19 protein-coding genes are annotated in these 24,415 nt (G+C 68.8%); 8 read left to right on the top strand and 11 right to left on the bottom strand.

Features of this window, described 5'->3' with window-relative positions; translation table 11 throughout:
- Nucleotides 1-54: 54 nt before the first annotated feature.
- The 5 genes from CLM62_RS22820 to CLM62_RS22840 form a co-directional block, all read right to left on the bottom strand.
- Nucleotides 55-1,128 (bottom strand): LacI family DNA-binding transcriptional regulator, encoded by a 1,074-nt coding sequence (locus CLM62_RS22820; RefSeq protein WP_373559179.1) that lies wholly within the window; start codon nt 1,126-1,128, stop codon nt 55-57.
- Between the two features lie 37 nt (nt 1,129-1,165).
- Entirely contained in the window at nt 1,166-2,815 is a 1,650-nt protein-coding gene (locus CLM62_RS22825) for an extracellular solute-binding protein (RefSeq protein ID WP_095751767.1), read from the bottom strand.
- Nucleotides 2,816-2,874: 59 nt separating this feature from the next.
- Nucleotides 2,875-3,762: a carbohydrate ABC transporter permease gene (locus tag CLM62_RS22830; protein ID WP_095751768.1), complete on the bottom strand. Its 888-nt coding sequence runs from the start codon at nt 3,760-3,762 to the stop codon at nt 2,875-2,877.
- Nucleotides 3,759-4,613, bottom strand: a complete 855-nt coding sequence (locus tag CLM62_RS22835) for a sugar ABC transporter permease (protein WP_095751769.1) — start codon at nt 4,611-4,613, stop codon at nt 3,759-3,761. Before CLM62_RS22835 ends, CLM62_RS22830 begins: the two co-directional genes overlap by 4 nt.
- Before the next feature lie 255 nt (nt 4,614-4,868).
- Nucleotides 4,869-5,780, bottom strand: coding sequence for an SCO1860 family LAETG-anchored protein (locus CLM62_RS22840; RefSeq protein ID WP_179382195.1), 912 nt, complete (start codon nt 5,778-5,780; stop codon nt 4,869-4,871).
- A gap of 263 nt (nt 5,781-6,043) precedes the next feature.
- Here CLM62_RS22840 and CLM62_RS22845 point away from each other — a divergent pair, with 263 nt between their 5' ends.
- Complete coding sequence (locus CLM62_RS22845) at nt 6,044-12,994, top strand: polymorphic toxin-type HINT domain-containing protein (protein WP_095751771.1); 6,951 nt, start codon at nt 6,044-6,046, stop codon at nt 12,992-12,994.
- Between the two features lie 9 nt (nt 12,995-13,003).
- On the top strand, nt 13,004-13,300 hold the full coding sequence (locus CLM62_RS22850) for a hypothetical protein (protein WP_095751772.1): 297 nt from the start codon (nt 13,004-13,006) through the stop codon (nt 13,298-13,300).
- 29 nt (nt 13,301-13,329) lie between these two features.
- Here CLM62_RS22850 and CLM62_RS22855 read toward each other — a convergent pair whose 3' ends face one another.
- Genes CLM62_RS22855 through CLM62_RS22870 form a run of 4 tightly spaced genes read right to left on the bottom strand, consistent with a single transcriptional unit; the run spans nt 13,330 to nt 16,940 of the window.
- On the bottom strand, nt 13,330-14,421 hold the full coding sequence (locus CLM62_RS22855; RefSeq protein WP_095751837.1) for an amidohydrolase family protein: 1,092 nt from the start codon (nt 14,419-14,421) through the stop codon (nt 13,330-13,332).
- Nucleotides 14,422-14,431: 10 nt separating this feature from the next.
- Nucleotides 14,432-15,244, bottom strand: coding sequence for an amino acid ABC transporter ATP-binding protein (locus CLM62_RS22860; RefSeq protein ID WP_095751773.1), 813 nt, complete (start codon nt 15,242-15,244; stop codon nt 14,432-14,434).
- A complete protein-coding gene (locus tag CLM62_RS22865; RefSeq protein WP_095751774.1) occupies nt 15,241-16,074 on the bottom strand; it encodes an amino acid ABC transporter permease in 834 nt (277 codons plus the stop codon). The genes CLM62_RS22860 and CLM62_RS22865 overlap by 4 nt, the downstream gene beginning before the upstream one ends.
- Nucleotides 16,071-16,940 carry a transporter substrate-binding domain-containing protein gene (locus CLM62_RS22870; protein ID WP_095751775.1) on the bottom strand — a complete coding sequence of 290 codons (870 nt, stop codon included), beginning with the start codon at nt 16,938-16,940 and terminating at the stop codon, nt 16,071-16,073. The genes CLM62_RS22865 and CLM62_RS22870 overlap by 4 nt, the downstream gene beginning before the upstream one ends.
- A 216-nt stretch (nt 16,941-17,156) precedes the next feature.
- Between CLM62_RS22870 and CLM62_RS22875 the strand changes: the two genes are divergently transcribed.
- From CLM62_RS22875 to thpD, 6 genes are all read left to right on the top strand, one after another.
- Complete coding sequence (locus CLM62_RS22875) at nt 17,157-18,257, top strand: alanine--glyoxylate aminotransferase family protein (RefSeq protein ID WP_095751776.1); 1,101 nt, start codon at nt 17,157-17,159, stop codon at nt 18,255-18,257.
- Between the two features lie 94 nt (nt 18,258-18,351).
- Nucleotides 18,352-18,879 (top strand): DinB family protein, encoded by a 528-nt coding sequence (locus CLM62_RS22880; protein ID WP_095751777.1) that lies wholly within the window; start codon nt 18,352-18,354, stop codon nt 18,877-18,879.
- 306 nt (nt 18,880-19,185) lie between these two features.
- Nucleotides 19,186-19,728, top strand: coding sequence for a diaminobutyrate acetyltransferase (gene ectA / locus CLM62_RS22885; protein ID WP_095751778.1), 543 nt, complete (start codon nt 19,186-19,188; stop codon nt 19,726-19,728).
- Between the two features lie 34 nt (nt 19,729-19,762).
- Nucleotides 19,763-21,034, top strand: a complete 1,272-nt coding sequence (gene ectB, locus CLM62_RS22890) for a diaminobutyrate--2-oxoglutarate transaminase (RefSeq protein WP_095751779.1) — start codon at nt 19,763-19,765, stop codon at nt 21,032-21,034.
- Nucleotides 21,035-21,094: 60 nt separating this feature from the next.
- A complete protein-coding gene (locus tag CLM62_RS22895) occupies nt 21,095-21,499 on the top strand; it encodes an ectoine synthase (RefSeq protein ID WP_095751780.1) in 405 nt (134 codons plus the stop codon).
- A 22-nt stretch (nt 21,500-21,521) separates the two neighbouring features.
- On the top strand, nt 21,522-22,421 hold the full coding sequence (gene thpD / locus CLM62_RS22900; RefSeq protein WP_179382197.1) for an ectoine hydroxylase: 900 nt from the start codon (nt 21,522-21,524) through the stop codon (nt 22,419-22,421).
- Nucleotides 22,422-22,476: 55 nt separating this feature from the next.
- On the opposite strand, the gene CLM62_RS22905 is transcribed toward thpD, so the two are convergent.
- Both CLM62_RS22905 and CLM62_RS22910 read right to left on the bottom strand, forming a co-directional pair.
- Complete coding sequence (locus CLM62_RS22905; protein WP_095751782.1) at nt 22,477-23,499, bottom strand: maleylpyruvate isomerase family mycothiol-dependent enzyme; 1,023 nt, start codon at nt 23,497-23,499, stop codon at nt 22,477-22,479.
- Between the two features lie 43 nt (nt 23,500-23,542).
- On the bottom strand, nt 23,543-24,157 hold the full coding sequence (locus CLM62_RS22910) for a sigma-70 family RNA polymerase sigma factor (RefSeq protein ID WP_257004025.1): 615 nt from the start codon (nt 24,155-24,157) through the stop codon (nt 23,543-23,545).
- Nucleotides 24,158-24,415: the final 258 nt, after the last annotated feature.

Genomic DNA, 24,415 nt, shown 5'->3' on the forward strand with positions numbered 1-24,415 from the left:
ATGGGGGTCCCCCGCTCGAGCGAAGCCGAGAGTGGGGGAGCGACCGGCCACGAATCACCCGCCGTCGCCGGACGGCCTCGGCGGCGCGGCGACACTGCGACGAACAACGATGTGCGTGCCCAGCAGATGGTGGCTCCCGGCGGCGTTGTCGGGATCCCGCAAAGCGATCCGCACGGCCGCGCGACCAAGCTCCTCCGCGGGAGTCCGAACCGTGGTGAGCGGCGGATTGAAGTCCTCAGCGAGCGGAATGTCGTTGTACCCGACGACCGACACATCGTCAGGCACGCTCAGCCCAGCGTCGGCGACAGCGCGCAACGCGCCCGCAGCAACCATGTCGTCCCCGGCGAACACGGCAGTGAACTCCCGTGTCTCCTTGAGAAGTTCAGCCATCGCACGCAGACCCGCCGCACGACCGAGGCCGCAGTCGACAACCCGCGCAGCCGCCGGAGGCAACCCGTGTTCGGCGAGCGCGGCCCGGTACCCGGCGACACGGGCATCCAGAGCCGTGTTGCCAGGCAGCCCACCGAGGAACACGATCCGCCGGTGCCCGGCGGAAAGCAGGTGCCCGGTGATGGCCCGGGCACCGGCCTCGTTGTCGAACTCGACGACCAGCGCCGGGATGTCAGGATCCGGAGCGGGCCGGCCGCACAACACCAGCCGCGCCCCCGACGCATCCAGCGCCTGCGCATAGTGGGCCACGCGCGAGCGATACGCGTCGTCCTCGACGACCCCACCGACCAGGATCACCAGCCGCGCCCCCTCCTCCCGCATGAGCTGCACGAACTCCATCTCGCGCTGCGGATCCCCGCCGGTCGCCCCGACCACGCACAGCCAGCCCCGGTCGGCGGCCTCCGCCTCCACGCCCTCGGCGACCTGGGCGTAGAAGGGGCTGGTGACCTGGCGGACGACGACAGCGGCCATCTTTCGGCCACCGCCCACAAGGGCACGCGCATGAGCGTTGGCGACGTAGTCCAGGTCACGCGCGGCACGCAGCACACGAGCCCGGGTCGCGGCGGGCACGGGATGGTTGCCGCTGAGCGCACGCGACGCCGTGGCCATCGACACGCCCGCCCGCTCGGCGACCTCCCGGATCGTGACCCGCCGCTTGGACTCCATGTCGTTCCCCATCCCCCGCGTCTCCTGTTCTCTTCCGCCCGGCGGCCGTTCACGTGTTGGCCGCGTGGTCCTTCGCCAACTCGTCGGCCATTCTGTCGCCGCCGCGGGCCCGCCACTTCTTCACCGCGCCGTCCCACTCCGACAGCGGGACGCGGCCGGCGACGATGCCGGTGACGGTGTCGTCGAGAAGTGCCTTGAGTGTGGTGCCCTGGGAGTTCTTCGTCCGGGACTGCAGGCCGTGGGAGGCGTTGCGGATGGCGTGCGGGACCGTCTTCTGCTGCCAGGCGTGCAGGGCCCGTACGGCGTCGGGCATGCCCGGCACGAACAGCACCTGGGGTCCTTCGGCGAGGTACTTCAGCGGCAGGTTGGTGTTGTTCTCCACCTCGCCCAGCTTGGTGGGCTGCGGGGAGCCGTCCTTGCCGCGGGTGAAGTGGGTGCCCTCGACGCCGTAGTGGACGAGCTCCCACTCCTGGCTGCCGAAGGGGGCGGCGAGGTAGTCGAGGATGCGCAGGAGCAGCTGTATGCGTTCCTTCTTCGCCTTCTTCAGCACGGTGTAGCCGAAGGAGCGGCGGGCGGCGACGATGCCGCCGGGTTCACCGCCGACGCTGTACGGGAGCGCCGCGGCCGGAGTCATCCCGTCCGGCGCCTCCCGGTACTTGGGCAGGTAGGCGCCGAAGCCGTCCTGCATGGAGCCGACCGTGCCGTTGTAGTAGAGGGTGGTCAGGTCGATCTGGGAGATGGACGTGGCGTCGGGGTGGTACGAGCCGTTCTTGCGCAACTGTGCCTGGAAGGCGATGGAGGCCTTGTAGCGTTCGTCGGCGACGCCCGGAAGGAAAATGCCGTCGTCGGTGACGGCCCACTCGTTGGGCGCGCGGTGGGCGGCGGAGTGCACGGCGTTGCCGAACAGGGAGCCCTGGGCGGCGCCGAGTGCGTAAGTACGGCCGCTGGTGGCCTTCTTGGAGACGGCGGCGAAGTCGTCGGAGGTCCAGCCCTCCTTCATGCCCGCGTCCGTGAACATGCCCTGGTTGAGCCAGAGGGTGGAGCCGGGCAGCGGGCGCTCCAGGGGGATGCCGTAGATCCGGCCGCCGATGCGGCCCATGTCGTGCCAGGCGTGGGTGGGGATGTTCGCGAGGTTGGGGTAGTCGGCGATCGCCTCGCCGGAGAGGAACGGCGTGAGGTCCTCGGCCCGCCGCTGTACGAACTCGGCCTCGCGGGGCAGGACGAACCCGTGGAAGAGGTTGATGATGTCGGGCAGGGTGTCGGCGTCGCCGGCCATCACCGTGGCCATCTTCTTCTGGTAGTCGGCCTGGGAGATGATCGTGTACTCGATCTTCACGCCGAGGGCCTTCTCCACGGCGGCCCAGAACCGGTTGGCGGAGGCGGGCTTCGGCGGGGTGCCGAAGGACATCGACATGACCTTGATGGTGGAGCCGTCGCCGGGGGTGCGGGAGACGGACTTGACCAGGTCGGCGGGGTAGCTGGTGTATCCGGCCTGGACGCCCGCCTCGGTGGGCGCGAGGTCCGGCTTGGGACCGCTCGCGGGCTTGTACGCGGGCCAGGGGGCCAGCTTCTTGCCGGCGTTGGAGACGTCGCTGTCGCCGGAGCTCGTGGAGCAGGCGGTCAGCAGACCGGGGACGGAGACGGCGGCGCCGCCTGCCGCCACTGAGCGCAGGAGGGTGCGTCGGGACATGCGGGACATGGGCAGGTCACCTTTCTACACGCGGCTCTTGATGACACGTCAGCTTCTGACGGGTCGCGTCAGCTCTTGATGGCGCCCGTGAGCACGCCCTTGGTGAAGTACTTCTGCAGGAACGGGTAGACGAGCAGGATCGGCACGGTGGCGATCACCAGCACCGCCATCTGCACGGTCTGCGGGGCGGTGATGGTGGCCTCGCCGGTGGTGGCGTCGGTGAGGCCGGAGCCGGCCACCACGTAGGTGCGCAGGACCTGTTGCAGGGGCCAGTGATCGCTCTCCAGGTAGAGCGAGGCGTAGAACCAGGAGTTCCAGTACGCCACCGCGTAGAAGAGGCCCACGACGGCGAGCGCGGCCTTCGACAGAGGCAGGACGACCGACCACAGCACCCGCCAGTCCCCCGCCCCGTCCAGGCGCGCGGCCTCGTAGAGCTCCTCGGGGATGCCCTGGAAGAAGCCGCGCAGGACGACGAGGTTGAAGACGTTCACCAGGACGGGCAGGACGATCGAGGCGTAGTTGTCCAGCAGGCCCAGTTCCTTGACCAGCAGGAAGCTGGGGATCATGCCGGGCGGGAAGAGGAACGTGAACAGGATGAGGAGCAGGACGGGTTTGCCGCCGAAGACGCCGGGGCGGGAGAGGGCGTAGGCGAGGGTGACCGTGCAGGCGAGGCTGAGCAGGGTGCCCACGATCGTGACGCCGGCGCTGACACCGAGGGCGTGGGTGACGATGCCGCCGTCGAGGATGTCGCGGTAGGCGTCGAGGCTCGGCTCGGTCGGCCACAGGACCCAGCCGCCGCCCGCGACGACCTCGTCGGTGGAGGCCAGCGAGGTCGAGACGATGACGAGGAACGGCACGCAGACCAGGAGCACGACGGCGGCGAGGGCGAGGACCTTGCCGACCTGCGTCACCGGCCTCGGCTTCTCCATCCAGCCCGGACGGACGTGGGTGCTCACTTGTAGACCCCCTGTTCGCCGAGGCGGTGGGCGACCTTGTTGGCGGCGTAGACGAGGAGGGCGCCGATGACGCCCTTGAACAGGCCCGCGGCGGCGGCGAATCCGTAGTCGCCGCCGACGATGCCCTGGTAGTAGACGAAGGTGTCGATGATCTCCGCGGCCTCCGGGCCGACCGCGTCGCGCTGGAGCAGCATCTGCTCGAAGCCGACGGAGAGGATGTCGCCGAGCCGCATGATGAGCAGCAGGACGATCACCGGGCGGATGGCGGGCAGGGTGACGTGCCAGAAGCGGCGCCAGGGGCCCGCGCCGTCGATCGCGGCGGCCTCGTACTGCTGCTCGTCGACCTGCGCGAGCGCGGCTAGGAAGATGATCGTGCCCCAGCCGGCGTCCTTCCAGATGACCTGGGCGACGGTGAGCGGCTTGAAGGCGTCCGGGTTGCCGATGATGTCGACGGTGTGCAGCCCCATGCCGTCCAGCGAGGAGTTGAGCAGACCGGTGTCGCCGAGCACCTGCTGGAAGAGGGCGACGACGATCACCCACGAGATGAAGTGCGGCAGATACGCCACCGACTGCACGAACCGGCGCACCGAGCTCCAGGTGAGGCTGTGCAGCAGCAGGGCGAGGGCGAGCGGCACCGGGAAGTAGAAGACGATCTGGAGTACGGCGATCCAGACGGTGTTGAGCACGGAGTCCCAGAAGGCGCCGTCCTCGAACATCCGCTGGAAGTTGCCCATGCCGACCCAGGGGCTGCCCAACAGGCCGTCGAAGGGCACGTACTCCTTGAAGGCGATGACGTTGCCGACCAGCGCGCCGTAGTGGAAGAGCAGGAAGTAGGCGAGGCCGGGCAGCATGAGCAGGAACAGCGTCCGGCTTCGGCCTCGACCTCGGCTTTGGAAGCGTTTTCGCCGTAAACGAGGGTCGCTCGCCCGTGGCCGAGCCGTGCCGACCTCCTCTACACCTGCGTGTTCCCGTAGTACAGCGGCCACGGGGCCCCCTCACATCTCGGAGTCGGAGTGAGGGGAAGTTAAAAGGTTTTCATTCGGCAGTCAACAGCCCTGACACAGATGGGCTGTTGACTGCCGAACCGGAAGGGGTGCCTCGGCGGGTCAGCTCCTGCGGCGCCGCGCCAGGGCCAGCGCTCCCCCGCCCGCGACGACCAGCGCGATCGCGCCGCCCGCGATGTACGGCGTCGTCGAGCTGCCACCGGTATCGGCCAACCCTGACTCGTCCGGGGCGCCTTGGGGCTTCACATCGCGCGCCGGACCTTCACTCGGCGCGGCCGGCTCCTGTGCCGGCGCCGCCGGTGCCTCGCAGGTGGCCTCGGCCAGGGTCAGCGTCCCCTCCACTTCGGCGACGTTGAGCTTCAACGGATTGATCGAGACCTTGAGTTCGAGGGCGGTCGCGGCGGCCGTGCGCGAGGCGGTCTCCTCCTTCGACAGGTCGAGGCGCACCTCGCCGACACCGGGCACCTTCACGTCGGTCGTGCCACCAGCCGTCAGCGTGACCTTCTTGCCGAGTACGGTCACCGCCCCCAGCAGGTTCGAGGAGGCGACCGGGGCCCGGCCGGCCTCGCAGGTCGCCTTGGACGTGACCTGGTCGAGCTCGATGAGGGAGAGCAGCGGCAGGCCGGGGACATGCAGTTTGGCGTGGGCGAGGACGGCGGAGGCCTCGGCCCCGGTCGCGGAGACCGTCGCCTTCGCATCCGCCACGTTCGCGCGCAGCACGTTGAAGGCCTTTCCGCCGTCGACCCCGTCCAACTGGGCGGTCAGCACGGTCTCCTGGGCGCTCTGCGGGGCCTGGACCTCGTTGAGGGAGACCGCGAGGGGGACGTTCACGGTCTTGTTGAGCAGGGACACGTCGAGCCCGGTGCGCAGGACGACGGCGTTCGCGCGGCCTTGGTCATCGGTCGCGTGGGCGGATCCCGCGGCGGCCAGGGCGGCGGGACCGGCGGCCAGGGCGGTGGCCGTGGCGATGACGGCTAGACGGCGTGCGGGCATACGGAAGGTGTTGCCGTTCAAGGGTGGGACTCCCAGAGAGAACAAGCGTCGGGACCCGGAAAGGATGTCGCACCGAGGGACAACCGGCAGTAACCCCTTGGGAGTTCACACGATCGTGGCGCATCGTGCACGTTTTCGAGATGTCGTGCACAGTCCGGAACTCGCTCCTTCATTTTGGCATGTCATTGACACGCCTTTGAAGGAGCTTGGTAGAAGAGTGTGCCCGCCGATTCCTGTGCGACACCTGTGTCCACAGGGAACCAGGCGTCCTCCCTAGGAGCCCCATGGCAGCCTTAGGCCACACCCGCGTCCGCCTCCGCCACATCCGCCTCCGCAGCCTCCGCCTCCGCGCCGCCGTGGTCGGTGCGGTCGCCACGGCCTTGATCATCGGCACCGCGCCTGCGACCCCCGCCCGCTCGGGCGAGGCGAGACCCGCGGCCGCCTCCGGACCCGACACCAGCGACCCGCGCGAAGGCTGGCGTCCCAACAGCGAACGCGCGAAGGACGACGACGGCTTCTGGAGCAACCTCTTCGGAAGCGACGACGACAAGAAGGACGACCAGCGCGACGACGGCGAGAAGCCGCGCCGCCTCACCCTCGACCGCACTCGCGGCGCCGCCTCCCTCACCCACCCGCGCATCGCGGGCGAGGCCGACGGCGTCCGTATCGGTGCGCCCCGCACCGCGCACGCCACCGGTGCAGACCTCGCCTGGACCGCGTACGAGGGCAAGGACCTGCTGGAGTACGAGGTCCACCGCTCCACGGCGAAGAACTTCACGCCGACCGCCGAGACCCTGGTCGCCCCGGTCGACCGCGACAGACGCACCTTCACCGACCGCACCGCGCCTCCCGCGCTCAAGGGGGACGGCCCGGCCTACCACTACCGGATCGCCGTACGCACCAAGAAGGGCAAACTGCTGACCGGCCCGGCGCGCACGGTCGAACTGCCCGCCGTCGGCCAGGTCTCCCGGGGCGCCAAGCTGCTCGCCGCGCCCGAGGGCGAGACGTACTTCCTGCCCTACACGCCCGCGCGGATGATCCCCGGCGAGAAGGCCACCGTCGAGGCCACCCTCACCAACACCACCTCCGCGGTGTGGAAGAAGGGCGAACGCGTCCTGTCGTACCGCTGGACGCTGGACGGCAAGGACGTCACCAACCTCCTCAACAAGGACGCCACCCCGCTGCCGAGGGACGTGCCGCCCGGCGACACCGTCACCTTCGACGCGGAGCTCAAGGCCCCGGTGCTGATCGACCCGCTCGACAAGCGGCTGACCTTCGGCCTGGAGTGGGACCTGCGGGAGAAGGCCACCGGCAAGTGGCTCTCCGAGACCGACGCAGTGCCGCCGTCCAAGCACCAGGTGACCGTCGAGTACCCGACCTCCGACCAGCTGGGCCTGGAGGATTTCTACTCCTACGCGGGCAAGAACACCGGCGCGGGTTCCTCCGTGATGAACAACCTGTACGCGGGCAACGCGGTCTGGTCGTACAACGCGTTCACCAACCCGTCGCTCGGCTTCTCGACCTTCCTGCGCCTGGCCTACAACTCGCAGGACGCCTCCAGCACTCCGGCCGGCCCCGGCTGGTCGCTGCAGGCCTCCTCGCCGGTACGGCTCGGCACCCCGCTGGACTTCCACCCGGCCGCCCTGCTGCCCAAGCAGATCACGCTGACCGACGGTGACGGCACCAGCCATGTCTTCAGCAAGAACAAGAAGGGCGAGTGGGACTCCCCGGCCGGGGTCCACTTCCGGGTCAAGCAGCTGGAGAAGTCCTGTCTGCTCCACCCGCACGAGCGGGAGGCCTGGGAGTTCCTGCGCCCGGACCGCACCCGGTTCCTCTTCGACTGCCAGGGCTATCCGAGCGCCCAGGTGGACAAGAACGGCAACCGGATGGAGTTCACGTACGAGGACCGGCTGCTCGGGCCCAAGCTGCTGAAGTACGTCACCGACGCCGAGGGCCGGCGCACGCTCAGCATCGACTACTGGGAGAAGGGCGAGGCGTACACCTACGTCGACGAGGACGGGAAGGTCCGTGAGGGCAAGCACCTCCTCAACCCGTTCATCATCGACAACGTCCGCTCCGCCACCGACATCTCCGGGCGGCGGATCGACTTCACCTACACCGAGAAGGGCCTCCTCGCGCTGCTGACGGACGGCGCGAACGCCGCCGAGGACAAGCGCAAGGTCTTCAAGTTCGGCTACGGCAAGGAGTTCGACCACCCGGGCCTGAAACTGGCCCAGGTCACCGACCCGGAGGGCAACGCCACCAAGCTGGACTACGTCGGTCCGCACGACGACAAGGACCAACTGCACTACCTGGGGTACACCAAGACGGTCACCGACCGGCTCGGCGGCCTCACCCGCTACCGCTACGAGGACGCCGACGGCCACGACGGCAAGGCGATCCAGACCGTCGTCACGGACGCGGAGAACCACCCGGCCACCCAGCTGATGGACGGCTACGGCCGCCCGGTGAAGCTCACCGACGCCAAGAAGCGGACCACCAAGCTGGCCTGGGACGCGGACAACAACGTCACGCGCCTGGAGGAGAACAACGGCGCGGCCCGCACCTGGAAGTACGACCCGAAGACGGGATATCCGCTGGAGTCGAAGGACGCGGAGTCGGTGAAGAACGACCGGCCCGCCGCCACCTTCGCCTACGCCACCGGCGAGAACGGCTACATCGCCGACCTGGTCCGGCGCGTCAGCCCGGAGGGGCGCACCTGGACCTTCGGTCACGACGCGCGCGGCAACCTGACGTCGGTCACCGACCCCAAGGGCGTGCAGAGCGAGCCCGAGGGCGACTACACCTCCACCAACGCCTATGACGACCGGGGCCGGATCACCGCCGCCACCGACGCGGGCGAACACACCACGAAGTTCGAGGACTACGACCCCTCCGGCTATCCGCGGGTCATCATCGACGCGCTCGGCAACCGCACGGAGACCACGTACGACGAACGCGGCAACGTCACCAAGCTGCAGGAGGCCGACGGGGCGACGACCACGCAGACGTACGACGTCTTCGCGCGTCCGCTGGAGAACCGCCGGCCCAAGGACCAGAAGGCCGGCGTCTTCATCGTCACTCCCGCCCCGGAGTACGACGAGAACGACAACACGACCGAGTTCACCGCCCCGAACGGGGTGAAGACCACCAGCGTGTTCGACGCGGCGGACCAGCTCGTGAAGTCCGTCCAGCCGGGCGACGAGGAGGGCTCACCGGAGCGGGTGTCGACCTTCGCCTACGACAAGGTCGGCAACCAGCTCACCGCGACCGAGCCGAAGGGCAACCTGACCCAGACGCCCGGCGACTTCACCTCGACGACGAAATACGACGAGGTCTACCAGCCGGTCGAGGCGGTCAACGCGGTGGGCAAGCGCTCGTCCGCCTTCTACAACGACGTCGGTGACCTGGTGAAGGTCGTCGACGCCCGCAAGAACGAGACCGAGGACCCGGACGACTACACCACCAAGTTCCGCTACGACCTCGACCACCGTCTGCTGGAGACCACCGACGCGGTCGGCGAGTCGACGACCAGCACCTACGACTGGGACGGCCTGACCACCGCCACCACGGACGCGGACGGCAATCGCACCGAGATGGTCCTGGACGCCCGAGCCGCCCTGGTCGAGGCACGCGTCCCGCACGAGGGGGACGGCGACGACGCGGTCGTGCGCACCACCCGCTTCGAGTACGACGAGGTCGGCAACCAGACCCGGGTCATCACCCCGCGCGGCGTGGAGACCGGCGACGACCCGCAGGACTTCGCCGCCGAGACCGTCTACGACGAGCTGAACCGGGTCAAGGAGACCCTGAGCCCCTACGACCCGGACGACGGCCGCTACAACACCCCGGACCGTACGACGTACGAGTACGACGCGCTGAGCCGGGTGAAGAAGGTCAGCGCGCCGCCGTCGGAGGGCCAGAGCGTCCGCAACGAGACCGAGTACACCTACTTCGACACCGGCTGGATCCGGACGTCCACCGACGCCTACGACATCGAGAACACCTACGAGTACAACGACCTCGGCCAGCAGATCGAGAACACCCTGAGCAGCGCGGGCGGCTCGGTCACCCGCACCCTCAACTCCTCGTTCTACCCGAGCGGCGCTCTCAAGTCCCGCTCGGACAACGGGGTCCCGGTCGGTCTCCAGGTCGCGCTCGTCGACAACTCCGACATCAACAACACGGCGACCCAGGGCACCTGGGACGAGGCGGCCGTCGCGGGCTCGTACGGCTACAACACGCAGACCCACGGGGCCGGTTCGGGCGAGAACCGCTTCGTCTGGCAGCTGACGATCCCGCAGAGCGGTGACTACACGGTCTACGTCCACTACCCGAAGGTCGACGGGGCGGCCAAGGACGCCACGTACGAGATCAAGCACAAGGACGGCACGGAGACCAAGACCCTCGACCAGACCGAACTCCCGGGTGAGTGGCGGTCGCTGGGCAAGTACGCCTTCACCGAGGACACCGGACAGGCCGTCACCCTCACCGACAAGGCGACCGGCACGGTCGTCGCGGACGCGGTCCGGCTGGTCCGCGACAACGAGGGGGACGCCGACAACGAGGAGAAGGACTTCTCCTACCGCTACGACGCCAACGGCAACCAGATCGAGATCATCGACCGCAGCCCCGGCGTCGAGGTCGACCGCTACGCCCTGGAGTACAACGAGCTCAACCAGCTCGGGAAGGTCGTGGAGCACGACGGTGACGCCGTGCGCAACACCACCGAGCTGACGTACGACGCCAACGGCAACACGCTCACCACCAAGCACGACCTGACCTGGAGCAAGCTGGACTACGACCCCTTGGACCGGGTCGAGCGCATCACCAACGCCGCCTCGCCGACGGCCGGGGACCAGCAGATCACGAAGCTGGAGTACACCGCCCGCGGCGAACTGGCCGAGCAGACCAAGCCCAACGGCAACGTCGTCACCGTCGACTACTACCTCGACGGTTCGACGAAGAAGACCAGCGAGAAGCAGTCCGACGACACGCTCGTAGCCGAACACGCCCTGAAGTACAACGCCAACGGGCACAAGGTCGAGGACGTCCTGAAGCTGATGGACGCCGACGACCACGGCGACACCATCGACAACACCTACGCCTACACCTACGACCCGCAGGATCGCATCGCCAAGGTCGCCAAGACAGGTGACGACGAGGCGACGGAGGAGTACCGGCACGACGCGGCCGGCAACGTGGTCTGGCAGAACGTGGACGACACGACCACCACCCACCGCTACGACCGCAACCGCCTGCTGACCTCCACCGCCGACGGCGCGTCCTCCACCTACAACTACGACCCGCTGGGCCGCCTCGACACCGTCTCCTTCGGCGGCGAGACGATCCAGAAGTACCGCTACGACGGCTTCGACCGCCCGGAGTCGATCACGGCGGGCTGCGGGGACGCGGCGAAGACGACGCGCATGACGTACGACGCCTTCGACCGCACGGTGAAGGAGGCGGTCGGCAGCGGCGACGACGCCAAGACGACCCTCTTCACCTACCTGGGTATCACCTCGCACTCCTTGAAGGAGGAGGTGACGGACGAGTCAGTCACGTCCTTCCAGTACGCGTCCTGGGGCCAGAAGCTGACCCAGATCAAGGACGAGGAGGACAAGGACCCGGAGACCACGCAGTACCTGTACCACCCGCACGGCGACGTCGAGGCGCTGACCGACAAGGACGGCAACACCAAGACGACGTACGGCTACACGGCGTACGGCAAGAACGACGCGGCGCAGTTCACGGGCGCCGACAAGCCGGGGGCGGGCGGCGAGGAACCCTCGGATCCCTACAACTCCTACCGCTTCAACTCCAAGCGCTACGACACCACATCCGGCACCTACGACATGGGCTTCAGGACCTACGACCCCGGCCTCAACCGCTTCCTGACCCGCGACATGTACGGCGGGGCACTGGCGGACATGGGCCTGTCGACCGACCCGTTCACCGGCAACCGCTACGCCTTCGCGGGCGGCAACCCGGTCTCCTTCGTCGAGATCGACGGCCACCTGTTCGGCCTCTCCTGGTCGGACATCGGCCACGCGGCCCTCGACGTGGTCGGCCTGATCCCGGTCGTCGGCGAGGCCGCCGACCTGGCCAACTGCGGCTGGTACGCGGCCGAGGGCGAGTACCTGGACGCGGCCCTGTCCTGCGCCTCCGCGATCCCGTTCGCGGGGTACGGGGCGACGGCGGCGAAGGCGGCGAAGTACGGGGACGAGGCGCTGGAGGCGCTGGACACGGCGAGCGACGTGGGCCGCCAGGTGGACAACGCGACACCGCCGAGCGCGGCGACGCCGTCCACGGGCAATCCGCCGTCGACCAACACCCCCGACGCACCGTCCACGAACGGCAACCCGCCGGCGGCGGACCCGGCACCTGCCCCCGCCGCCCCGGCACCGGCACCGGCCGCGCCGAAGGTCCCGGACGCCCCGCCGGCCAGCGGTGCGGCCTGCAAGATCGGCAACAGCTTCACGTCTGGCACGAAGGTCCTGATGGCCGACGGCTCCACGAAGCCGATCGAGGACGTCGAGATCGGCGACAAGGTCGCGGCGTCGGACGTGGAGACGGACGACGCCCAGACCCGGACGGTCACTCGCACGATCAAGGGTGACGGCACCAAGAACCTGGTCACCCTGACCGTCGACACCGACGGTCGGGCGGGCGGCAAGACGTCCAAGATCACGGCCACCGACGGCCACCCGTTCTGGCTGCCGGACGTGGGCCGCTGGGTGGACGCCGGGGACCTGAAGCGCGGGCAGTGGCTGAGTACGGGGAGCAGCAGTTGGGTCCAGGTCACAGCAGTCAAGGCGCGCGAGGCGAAGGCGACGGTGCACAACCTGACCGTCGACGGGGTGCCCACGTACCATGTGCTGGCCGGAGCCACTCCCCTTCTCGTCCACAACTGCGGGAGTGGGGACATCTCGGACGAGGTGATGAACACGCACATCCTCCCGAGGCATGACGCCAGCCATGCGGATGCCTGGACAGTGTGGCCGAACAAGTCGAAGTTCGAGGACTGGGTCACACCGGGCCACATTCGCAACTGGGCCAAGCTGGCGATGAAGAAGCCGATGGACAACATGAACCTCGGCACCGGCTCCGCCCATCGGCATCTCCTCGAGATAAGGAGCAACCACCCGGTTGGCTACGACGCAAAGGGCAACGACCTGTTCTCCATCGCGGTGTGGGTGAAGAACGGCGCTGTCGAGAGTGTCCACCCGCAGTGACGAGGACTGATGATCAACCTTCAGGTGCGCTCGGAAAACGGTGACATCGTGTCGAGCGGGTCTTGCGGACTGGAGTGGACGGAGAGTCTTGGGCGCATAGACGCCGACGAGTTTCCGTTCCTGGGCAGCCTGCTGCCGTACGCGGACACCATGTTCAATTCACGGCAGACAGAACGGCTTCGACGGGAGATCGCCCACCAATCCGTCCGTGAGCTTCTTGGGCCGGACACGGTGGCGGAGATCGAAAGACTCTGTTTGCAGGTGGAGGAAGGATCGCATCTCTACCTGTGGTTCCTGGGAGACTAGGGCACCTCATGGGGTGACGGGGCAACCAGTCACCCCATGACCCTCCCGTTCACCACCACCCGCAACGGGGCCCCCAGCACGCGTACATCCGTGCGGGGGTCCCGTTCGTACACCACCAGGTCCGCTGCCGCCCCCTCCTCCAGCCCGGGCCGCCCCAGCCACTTCCGCGCGCCCCATGTCGTCGCCGACAGGGCCTCCACCGGGCGGATGCCGGCGGTGACCAGCTCCGCCACCTCCTCCGCCACCAGCCCGTGCGGCAGCGAGCCCCCCGCGTCCGTGCCGACATACACCGGAATCCCGGCGTCGTACGCGTTGCGCACCGTGTCGTAGCGGCGTTCGTACAACCGCCTCATGTGGGACGACCACTGAGGGAACTTGGTCTCGCCGCCGGCGGCGAGCTGGGGGAACGTCGCGATGTTCACCAGCGTCGGGACGATCGCCACGCCGCGCGACGCGAACAGCGGGATCAGGTCCTCCGTCAGGCCCGTGGCGTGTTCGATGCAGTCGATGCCCGACTCCACCAGGTCGCGGAGGGAGGACTCCGCGAAACAGTGGGCCGTCACGCGGGCGCCCAGGCGGTGGGCCTCCCTGATCGCCGCCTCGATCGCGTCCCGCGGCCAGCAGGGCGACAGGTCGCCCACCTCCCGGTCGATCCAGTCGCCGACCAGCTTCACCCAGCCGTCGCCGCGCCGGGCCTCCTGGGCGACGTACGCGACGAGGTCCTCCGGCTCGATCTCCCACGCGAAGTCACGGATGTAGCGGCGGGTGCGCGCGATGTGCCGGCCCGCGCGGATGATCTTCGGGAGGTCCTCGCGGTCGTCGATCCAGCGGGTGTCGGAGGGGGAGCCCGCGTCGCGGATGAGGAGCGTGCCCGCGTCGCGGTCGGTCAGCGCCTGCTTCTCCGCGACGTCCTGGTCGACCGGGCCGTGCGGGCCGAGGCCCACGTGGCAGTGCGCGTCGACCAGGCCGGGCAGCGCCCAGCCCTTCACCGTGCGGATGTCACGGGCGTGAGCGGGACGGTCGTAGGAGATACGGCCGTCGACCATCCACAGCTCGTCCCGGACGTCCTCGGGTCCGACCAGGACCCGTCCCTTCACATGCAGCACCGCGGGATCGCTCATGTACCGCACCTTAGTCAGGCGTGCCGCCCACCTGATCGGAGGCCTCCTCTTCCACATCCGCCATCGCCGGGTCGAGCAACCTCGACAGGAAGTGGCGGGTGCGTTCGTGACGGGGGTCGCCGATGACCTGCTCGGGGGTGCCGTCCTCGACGATCACTCCGCCGTCCATGAAGACGACACGGTCGGCGACCTCGCGGGCGAAGGTCATCTCGTGGGTGACGACCATCATCGTCATGCCCTCGTTCGCCAGCATGCGCATCACCGCCAGTACGTCACCCACCAGCTCCGGGTCCAGTGCCGACGTCGGCTCGTCGAACAGCATCACCTCGGGGCCCATCGACAGCGAACGGGCGATCGCGACGCGCTGTTGCTGGCCGCCGGAGAGGGAGGCGGGGTAGGCGTCCGCCTTGTCCGACAGGCCCACCCGCTCCAGGTTCTCGGCGGCCACCTTTGCGGCCTCCGCCTTGTCGCGCCGGAGCACCCTGCGCTGCGGCAGCGTCAGGTTCTCGGTCACCGTGAGGTGCGGGAAGAGGTTGAACTGCTGGAAGACCATGCCGATACGGCGGCGTACGGCGTCGATGTCGACGTCGGGGTCCGTGAGTTCGACGCCGCCGACGAAGACCTGGCCCTTCGTCGGCTCCTCGAGGAGGTTCACGCAGCGCAGCAACGTCGACTTGCCCGAGCCGGACGGGCCGATCACGCACACGACCTCGCCCTGGGCGATCTCCAGGTCGATGCCGCGCAGCACCTCGTTGTCGCCGAACGACTTGTGCAGGCCCTGGACTTGGATCTCCGGCCGCCCGCCGAGAGTCTTCTCGCTCATTTCACGGCCTCCTGGGCCTTGGCCTCCATACGGCGTACGACGAAGCCGAGCGGGATCGTCACCAGCAGATAGCACAGGCCGGCGACGAGGATCGGCGTGGAGTTGGCGGTCGTACTGGCCAAGTCACGGCCGTACTTGGACAGTTCACGCTCCCCCAGGGTGACGCCGAGGAACAGCACCAGCGAGGAGTCCTTGAAGAGCAGGACCAGTTCGTTGGTGAGCGGAGGGAGGATGATGCGGAACGCCTGCGGGATGATGATCGAGATCATGGCGCGGGCGGGAGAGAAGCCCAGGGAACGGGCCGCCTCCATCTGGCCCTTGGGGACGGCCTGGATACCCGCTCGGATCGTCTCCGCCATGTACGCCGCCGCCACCAGACCGAGCGCGAGCGCGACCTTGCCGTACGTGCCGCCGATGATCTCCGTGCCCGGGAAGGCGAGCGGGACGGCGACGCCGATGAAGATGAAGATCAGCAGGGCGGGCAGGCCGCGGAAGATCTCGATGTACACGCCGGCGAACCAGCGGTACGGCCCCACCGACGACAGCCGCATCAGCGCGATCACCATGCCGAGCACCAGGCCGACGACGAAGCCGGACACGGTGTAGAGCACGGTGTTCTTCAGCGCCAGCGTGATGACGTCCGGGAACATCTGGTCGGCGATGTCCGCCTGCGCGAACTGGTTCTGCAGCCGGTCCCAGTCCGCCGAGACCGCGAAGGCGATCACGGCGGCGAGGAAGACGGCGTACTGGACGCCCCGCGACAGGCGGCGCTTCTGACGCCGGGTCAGGCCCTTCCTGCGAGGCGCGGCTTCCAGCTTCGTATCACTCATGAGGCGGAGGGCGACGCCGCGGACTCACCCTTTGCCGTAGAAGCGTCGTACGGGCCGATCCACTGCTCGTAGAGCTTCTTGTACGTGCCGTCGGCCTTGGCGTCCGCGATCGCCTTGTTGATGGCGGCGAGGAGCTCGGTGTTGCCCTTCTTCACCGTGAAGCCGTACTGCTCACCGGTGTTGAGGTTGTCGACCACCTCGAAGGCGTCGGCGTTGGCCTGGTCCTTCAGCCAGCCCTGGACCACCGGGTAGTCGATGATGACGGCCTTGACCTGGCCGGTGCGCAGGCCGTTGAGAACGGCGTCGGAGGACTCGAAGGAGACCGGGTCGAAGCCCTGCTTCTTCGCGTAGTCCTCGCCGGTGGTCTGCGCCTGGGCGCCCAGCTTCACGTTCTTGGACTTCACGTCGGCGAGGGAGCCGACGCCGGCTTTCTTGTCGACCAGGACGGCCTGGGTGGCGTCGAAGTACGGATCGGAGAAGTCGACGTTCTTCTTGCGCTCCTCGGTGATGGTCATGCCGGCCGCGGCGAGGTCGCACTGGCCGGAGTTGAGGGACCCGCCGGTCTTGAAGTTCTCGAAGGGCTGGTCGAGGATCTCCTGCTTCACGCCCAGGTCCTTGGCGACCAGGTCGATCAGCGAGACGTCGAAGCCCTGCACCTTGCCGTCGATCTCCGACTGGAAGGGCGGATACGGCAGGTGCGTGCAGGTGGTGAGCTGCCCGCCCTTGACCAGTTCGACCCCGCCTGCGGCGGTCTTCGAGCCGCTGCCGCCGTCGTCGCTGGAGGTGCATGCGGACACGAGCATCAGCCCGGCCGTCGCGGTGATGGCGGCCAGGACGCGGGTCCGGCGCCCGAGGAGCGTGTTCACGGCGGGCCTTCCTTGAGCCTTTGAGGAAACTGTGGGTTCCGATTATAAGGAGATGTTTGAGTCTCTCAAACCAAACTGATGGCCGCGAGGCCGCCTGACCTAAGAACCTGGCCCAAGAAGTCGCCAGTCCCCAGGGTGCTGGGACAGCCGGTGGGCCCTCGACGACCGCCGGTTACCCTCGACTCGACTACCCCGTGAGTGAAGAGAGCACCTGTCGTGGCGCATCCGTTTCTGGACCTGGCCCCGTTGACCGCCGCGCACTTCGCGTCGATCGAGGACCGCGTGGCGCGGCTGCTGAGCACCGAGCAGGACGTCGTGATCATGCAGGGCGAGGCCCTGCTGCCGCTGGAGGGGGCGATCCGTGGGACGGCCGGTCCCGGCACGACCGCGCTGAACGTGATCACGGGTCCGTACGGGCAGACCTTCGGCGACTGGCTGCGGGACTGCGGCGCGACGGTGATCGACCTGGCGGTTCCCTTCCATACGGCGGTCACGGCCGAGCAGATCCGGGAGGCCTTCGCCGAGCACCCGGAAATCGACTTCGTGTCACTGGTGCACGCGGAGGCGGCGACCGGCAACACCAACCCGGTCGCGGAGATCGGCGAGGTGGTACGGGAGCGGGGCGCGCTGTTCTACCTGGACGCCGTCGCCTCCGTCGGGGCCGAGCCGGTGCTGCCGGACGCGTGGGGCGTGGACCTGTGCGTGATCGGGGCACAGAAGGCGATGGGCGGGCCTGCGGGCGTCTCGGCGGTGTCGGTGAGCGAGCGGGCGTGGGCGCGGATGGCGGCGAATCCGGGGGCGCCGCGACGGTCGTACCTCTCCTTGCTGGACTGGAAGGAACGGTGGATCGACGGCGGCCGGAAGGTCCTGCCGCACGCGCCGGCGCAGTTGGAGATGCTGGCGCTTGAGGCGTGTGTGGCGCGGATCGAGGCGGATGGGTTGGACGCGGTGATGACTCGGCACGCGTCGGCCGCGGCGGCCACTCGGGCGGGGGCGGTGGCCTTGGGCGGGGGGCTGGAGCCGTATGTGTACGAGGCGGTGGATGCGGCGCCGGTCGCTACGACGCTGAGGGCGCCGTCGGCGGTGGTGGCGTCGGAGTTGGTGGCGCGGGCGGTGGCGGCGGACCCGGGGGTGCCGCTGGCGGCGGGTGGGGGTGCGTTGGCCAAGGAGATGATCCGGGTGAACCACTACGGGGTCGACGCGACTCGGGGGGCGGTGCGGGCGAGTCTTTCGGCGTTGGGGGGCGCGTTGCGTGAGAAGGGGCTGGGTGTGGATGTGGAGGGGGCGCTGCGGGCCGTGGAGGGGGCGTGGCGGTGACCCCATCGGCCTGAACGGCCCGGACCCCATCGGTCTGAACGGCCTCGTCCTCAAACGCCGGACGGGCTGAAATACCCCATGTCATGCTCCCCCTATGACCGCCAACACACCCCTCACCCTCCCCGACGGCCGCCCCATCCCCCTCCTCACCGGCGACGAACGCCCCATGCTCGAAAGCTGGCTTGCCTTTCATCGCGGCACCCTGGAGCTGAAGTGCGCCGAGTTGGACGACAAGCAGGTGCGGACCGCGTCCGCCGAGCCGTCCTCGCTGACGTTGCTCGGGCTGGTGCAGCACCTCACGGAGGTCGAGCGGAACTGGTTCCAGCGGGTGGCCGCGGGGCTGGACGTGCCGCCGGTGTACGGGAAGGGGAACGGGTACGTCCTCGAACCGGAGCGAGGGCTCGACGAGGCGTTGGCCGTGTGGAAGCGGGAGATCGCGCGAGGGAAGGAGCTGTGTGCCGGGCGGGCGCTGGACGACGTCGGGCGGATCGCCGACGGTCCGATGGCCGGTCTTGAGGTCAGTCTGCGCTGGGTGTACGTGCACATGATCGAGGAGTACGCGCGGCACAACGGGCACGCGGACATCTTGCGGGAGCGGATCGACGGAGTAACCGGAGCCTAATTCCGCGGTAATTCTGGGAATTCATTCGAGAGCAGCTTCCCGTATTCTTCTGCCCGCTTTCTCTCGACCTAAACGCGTAGATTCTGCGAACGCCAACCGGAGTAATTCGGGTGGGTCTCGTGGTGGTTACATGCCTGTGACGCGTTACACATCGTGATCGATTTGCGCTTTATGTACCGGACAAGCAGGTAGAAATAGGGTCACTTCCACACGTCCGCCCGCGCACGCGCGATAACACAGACGCCGCCCGTGCGTAACCCCGACCGGCGATGCAATTTTGAATTTCTCTCGGTAAATTCAATTCGCATGACTGCCGCACAAGCAGACCTGCAAGGCGATCTGCGAGCCAGCCTGCGAATCGACCGCCCGACGGTGGCGGACGGAGCCGCGTTGTGGCGGATGGCCAGGGACTCGAAGGTCCTCGACCTCAACTCGTCGTACAGCTATCTGCTGTGGTGTCGCGACTTCGCCGCCACGTCGGCCGTCGCGCGCGACGGGCACGGCGAGCCGGTCGGCTTCGTCACCGCGTACGTCCGGCCCGACCGCCCGGACACCCTGCTCGTCTGGCAGGTGGCCGTGGACGAGGCGTACCGCGGGCTCGGGCTCGCCGCCGCGCTGCTGGACGGGCTGGTCGCACGGACCGCCGCGGAGCACGGGCTGACCACCGTCGAGACCACGATCACGCCGGGAAACACCGCCTCAGAGCGGCTGTTCACCTCGTTCGCCGAGCGCCACCGCGCCGGCCTGGAACGCGAGGTGCTGTTCGAGACGGGTGTCTTCCCCGACGGCCCGCACGACCCCGAAGTCCTGTACCGCATCGGTCCCCTCTCCCTCACGACCTCTGCCTGACCCCCCACGCAAACGCAACGAGGAGCGATTCGTCGTGACCATCACCCAGCCCGACCTCAGTGTCTTCGAGACCCTCGAGTCCGAGGTGCGCAGCTACTGCCGCGGCTGGCCCACCGTCTTCGACCGCGCACAGGGCAGCCGCATGTACGACGAGGACGGCCATGAGTACCTCGACTTCTTCGCCGGAGCGGGGTCGCTGAACTACGGGCACAACAACCCCGTCCTCAAACGGGCGTTGATCGACTACCTGGAGCGGGACGGCGTCACGCACGGGCTCGACATGTCGACCACGGCCAAGCGCGCCTTCCTGGAGTCCTTCCAGAACCTGGTCCTCCGGCCGCGCGACCTGCCGTACAAGGTCATGTTCCCGGGACCGACCGGCACCAACGCCGTGGAGTCCGCGCTGAAGCTGGCGCGGAAGGTGAAGGGGCGCGAGGCGATCGTGTCGTTCACCAACGCCTTCCACGGCATGTCGCTCGGCTCGCTCGCCGTGACCGGCAACGCCTTCAAGCGGGCCGGCGCGGGCATCCCGCTGGTGCACGGGACCCCGATGCCGTTCGACAACTACTTCGACGGCAAGGTCCCGGACTTCCTGTGGTTCGAGCGGCTGCTCGAGGACCAGGGCTCCGGCCTCAACAAGCCCGCCGCCGTGATCGTGGAGACCGTGCAGGGCGAGGGCGGCATCAACGTCGCGCGCCCGGAGTGGATGCGTGCGCTCGCCGAGCTGTGCGAGCGCCAGGACATGCTGCTCATCGTCGACGACATCCAGATGGGCTGCGGCCGTACCGGCGCCTTCTTCTCCTTCGAGGAGTCCGGGATCACGCCGGACATCGTCACCGTCTCCAAGTCCATCAGCGGCTACGGCCTGCCCATGTCGCTGTGCCTGTTCAAGCCGGAGCTGGACATCTGGGAGCCGGGCGAGCACAACGGCACCTTCCGCGGCAACAACCCCGCCTTCGTCACGGCCACCGCCGCCCTCGAGGCGTACTGGGCGGACGGGTCCGCGATGGAGAAGCAGACCCAGGCCCGGGGCGAGCAGGTCGAGCAGGCCCTGATCTCCATCACCGAGGAGAACCTCGCCGATGTGAAGGAGTACCGGGGGCGCGGGCTGGTGTGGGGCATGGAGTTCCACGACAAGGAGCGCGCGGGACGCATCGCGCAGCGCGCCTTCGAACTCGGGCTGCTCATCGAGACGTCGGGCCCGGAGAGCGAGGTCGTCAAGTTGCTCCCGGCGCTCACCATCACACCTGAGGAGCTGGACGAGGGACTGAGCGTCCTCGCCCGCTCCGTGCGGGAAACCATCTGAGTAGGACCATCCGAGCAGAACCATCCGAAGAAACATCTAAGTAGGAGGCATCGCAGCACCGTGATCGTCCGTTCGTTCAAGGACATCGAAGGCACAGACCGGCATGTGAAATCCGCGTCCGGCACCTGGGAGAGCAAACGCATCGTCCTCGCGAAGGAGAAGGTCGGCTTCTCCCTCCACGAGACCACCTTGTACGCGGGTACGGAGACGTCGATGTGGTACGCCAACCACGTCGAGGCCGTCGTGTGCGTCGAGGGCGAGGCCGAGCTCACCGACGACGAGACCGGGCAGAAGTACACGATCACGCCCGGGACCATGTACCTGCTCGACGGGCACGAGCGGCACACGATGCGGATCAAGAAGGACTTTCGCTGCCTCTGCGTCTTCAACCCGCCCGTGACCGGACGGGAGGACCACGACGAGAACGGCGTCTACCCGCTGCTCACCGAACCCGAGGAGGTGTGACATCCCCATGACGACCACGCCCATCACCACCACGCCCACCACCGTCACGGATCTCTACCCCAGCCGCGGCGCCACCGAGGTGGCGACCCCGCGCCAGGACCCGGTCGTCTGGTCCGCGCCCGGCACCCCCGGGCCGATCTCCGACACCGATCTCCAGGGGTTCGAGCGGGACGGCTTCCTGGCCATCGACCAGCTCATCCGCGACGACGAAGTAGCCGTGTACCACCAGGAGTTGGAGCGGCTCGTCACGGATCCCGCGATCCGGGCCGACGAGCGGTCGATCGTCGAGCCGCAGTCCAAGGAGATCCGCTCCGTCTTCGAAGTGCACAAGATCAGCGAGGTGTTCGCGCATCTCGTGCGCGACGAGCGGGTCGTCGGCCGGGCGCGGCAGATCCTCGGCTCGGACGTGTACGTCCACCAGTCGCGGATCAACGTCAAGCCGGGCTTCGGGGCCAGCGGCTTCTACTGGCACTCCGACTTCGAGACCTGGCACGCCGAGGACGGTCTGCCGAACATGCGGACGGTGTCGGTCTCGATCGCGCTCACCGAGAACTACGACACCAACGGCGGGCTCATGATCATGCCGGGGTCGCATCGGACCTTCCTCGGGTGCGCGGGGGCCACGCCGAAGGACAACTACAAGAAGTCGCTGCAGATGCAGGACGCGGGCACGCCGTCGGACGAGGCGCTGACCGCCATGGCCTCCGAGTACGGCATCAAGCTGTTCACGGGCAAGGCCGGCTCGGCGACCTGGTTCGACTGCAACTGCATGCACGGCTCGGGCGACAACATCACGCCCTTCCCGCGCTCCAACGTGTTCATCGTGTTCAACAGCGTGGAGAACAAGGCGGTTGAACCGTTCGCGGCACCGGTACGGCGGCCGGAGTTCATCGGGGCTCGGGACTTCACGCCGGTGAAGTGAGCCTTCCGGCGAGGTGAGCCGGCGGGAGCGGGCGGTGTCACAAGGGCGACAGGCTTCACAGCCACGCCAGTGACGCCGCCCGCTCCAGTACGTTCCGTACGGCTCCCGCATCCCCGTTGACACCCCGCGGCACCTCGTCCGGCGCGTACCGTCCGCCGACGAGGAGGCAGAAGTCGACCGGATCCAGGGCGAGTTCGGCCGCGACGGGTTCGTCCTCCGAGCCCAGCACCCATTCCTCGCCGCCGGTGACCGAGAACAGCACCGGCGGCGCGGTGGGTCCCAGGGCCAGGCCGAGGACGCGGACGGCGAGGCGGACCAGTTGCCACAGGTGCGCCTCGGGCGGCGGCGGGACGGACAGGCCGAGGGCGCGGCCGATGTCGTCGGTGTGGATCCACACCTCGAAGGCGCGCACCAGGAAGTGGTCGGCGACCGGCAGCCGCATTCCCATCAACGTCAGGGCCGGGGCGGCGGGTTCGGGGTCGCGGGCCTCGGGCGTGGCCAGCAGCGCGTCCGCCTGCGCGGCCCAGTCGGCGACGGTCTCCTCGGGCGTACGGCGGTACTGATGGGCGATGACGTCGGCGGTACGGCGGTTCCAGGCGTCCTCCCAGGACGTCCCCTCCCCCGCCGGTGTGGCCGGCACCCGCGCCTCGATGCCGAGCAGACCGGCGAGCGGTTCGTCGGCGGCGAGCAGGTGGGCGACGATCGCGTGCACGTCCCAGTCGTGCACGACCGGCGTACCCCAACGGCCTTCCGCCTCGGGCAACAGCGCGTGCAGTCCGGCGACTGCGGAGGCGTAGGGGGCGGCGTGCGGGGCCACGCGGGGGGCGGGGCGGCGTGTGCGCAGGGCACGGGACAGCACGCCGTCGGTGAGCGGTGGTGGTGCGGGGGCGCTGTGCCGGGGCGGCTCGTCCGGCGGCCCGTCCAGCAGTCGTACCGTCTCCCGCAGTCGTTCCGCCTCCGCCGCGCAGCTCTCGCACGCGGCCAGGTGCGGCGGAACCGTCTTCTCGTCGGCCGGTTCCAGGGCGCCGAAGGCCCACGCGGCCAGCATGTCCCGTACTCCGTCGTGATCCGCGGTCACCGTACGCCTCCTTCCGTGGCTTGCCCGGCTTCCCTGCTCGTCATCATGCGCCCTTTTCCCACGCCGGATCGGGTGGGTCGGGTGAATCCGCCAAGGATGCGGCCAAGGTGCGTAAGGCCCTGCGCATGCGGGTCTTGGCGGTGCCCTCGGGGATGCCGAGTTCGATGGCGGCCTGCCGGTAGGTGCGGCCGGCGAAGTAGGCCAGGTGCACCACCTCCCTTTCGGGCTGCGGGAGTTCGGCGAGCGCGGAGTGCAGCAGCAGGGAGCGTTCCCGGTCCACGACCGTCTCGTCGGGGCCGGGGGCCGCGTCGGCGATCGCGTGCAGCGCCAGGTCGTCGGCGTGGGCGTCCTTGCGGTGCCGGGCCTCGCTGCGCACCCAGTCGACGGCCCGCCGGTGCGCGAGCACCGACAGCCAGGTGCGCAGGCTGCCGCGGCCCGCGTCGAAGGCGTACGGTCTGCTCCACAGGTGGGCGAAGACCTCCTGCGCCACGTCCTCGGCGGCGGCCGGACTGCGGGTGACCCGCACGGCCACGCGTCGCACCAGCTCGCCGTACGCCGTGTACACCTCGGCCAGCGCGGACTCGTCGCCGTACACCAGCCGCCGCCGCAGCTCCGCGTCGGCGGCCGGTTCGACGGACGTCTTGCCCGTGGACTCCAACGGCACCACCCCACCCCTGGTGCCCTTCCTAGCGCCCCGGACGGGCCCGCGCCAGTGGTTAGGGCCTGTCCGGCGGATCCTGCCGGAAGTCGCGGGGTCTGGCACGCACATCTGCCGCGTTGTCGTCGGTCCCCGACTCCCCCACGCTCGAACAACCTCGCGCGGGGGGACCCCCATCGCGTCGACTCCCTCCTCCGCCTTGCAGCTGTACGCACCAGACCCCGCTCAGCCACGTTGGTCAGGAGCCGTCGCTTTCCT

This window comes from Streptomyces sp. SA15, assembly GCF_002291145.1.
In the GTDB taxonomy this organism is placed as follows: domain Bacteria; phylum Actinomycetota; class Actinomycetes; order Streptomycetales; family Streptomycetaceae; genus Streptomyces.

Coding starts and splice junctions, on each gene's coding strand:
- CLM62_RS22820 (WP_373559179.1), bottom strand. CDS start 1,128: ATGGGGAACGACATGGAGTCCAAGCGGCGGGTCACGATCCGGGAGGTC.
- CLM62_RS22825 (WP_095751767.1), bottom strand. CDS start 2,815: ATGTCCCGCATGTCCCGACGCACCCTCCTGCGCTCAGTGGCGGCAGGC.
- CLM62_RS22835 (WP_095751769.1), bottom strand. CDS start 4,613: ATGCTGCCCGGCCTCGCCTACTTCCTGCTCTTCCACTACGGCGCGCTG.
- CLM62_RS22845 (WP_095751771.1), top strand. CDS start 6,044: ATGGCAGCCTTAGGCCACACCCGCGTCCGCCTCCGCCACATCCGCCTC.
- CLM62_RS22850 (WP_095751772.1), top strand. CDS start 13,004: ATGATCAACCTTCAGGTGCGCTCGGAAAACGGTGACATCGTGTCGAGC.
- CLM62_RS22855 (WP_095751837.1), bottom strand. CDS start 14,421: ATGAGCGATCCCGCGGTGCTGCATGTGAAGGGACGGGTCCTGGTCGGA.
- CLM62_RS22860 (WP_095751773.1), bottom strand. CDS start 15,244: ATGAGCGAGAAGACTCTCGGCGGGCGGCCGGAGATCCAAGTCCAGGGC.
- CLM62_RS22865 (WP_095751774.1), bottom strand. CDS start 16,074: ATGAGTGATACGAAGCTGGAAGCCGCGCCTCGCAGGAAGGGCCTGACC.
- CLM62_RS22880 (WP_095751777.1), top strand. CDS start 18,352: ATGACCGCCAACACACCCCTCACCCTCCCCGACGGCCGCCCCATCCCC.
- ectA (WP_095751778.1), top strand. CDS start 19,186: ATGACTGCCGCACAAGCAGACCTGCAAGGCGATCTGCGAGCCAGCCTG.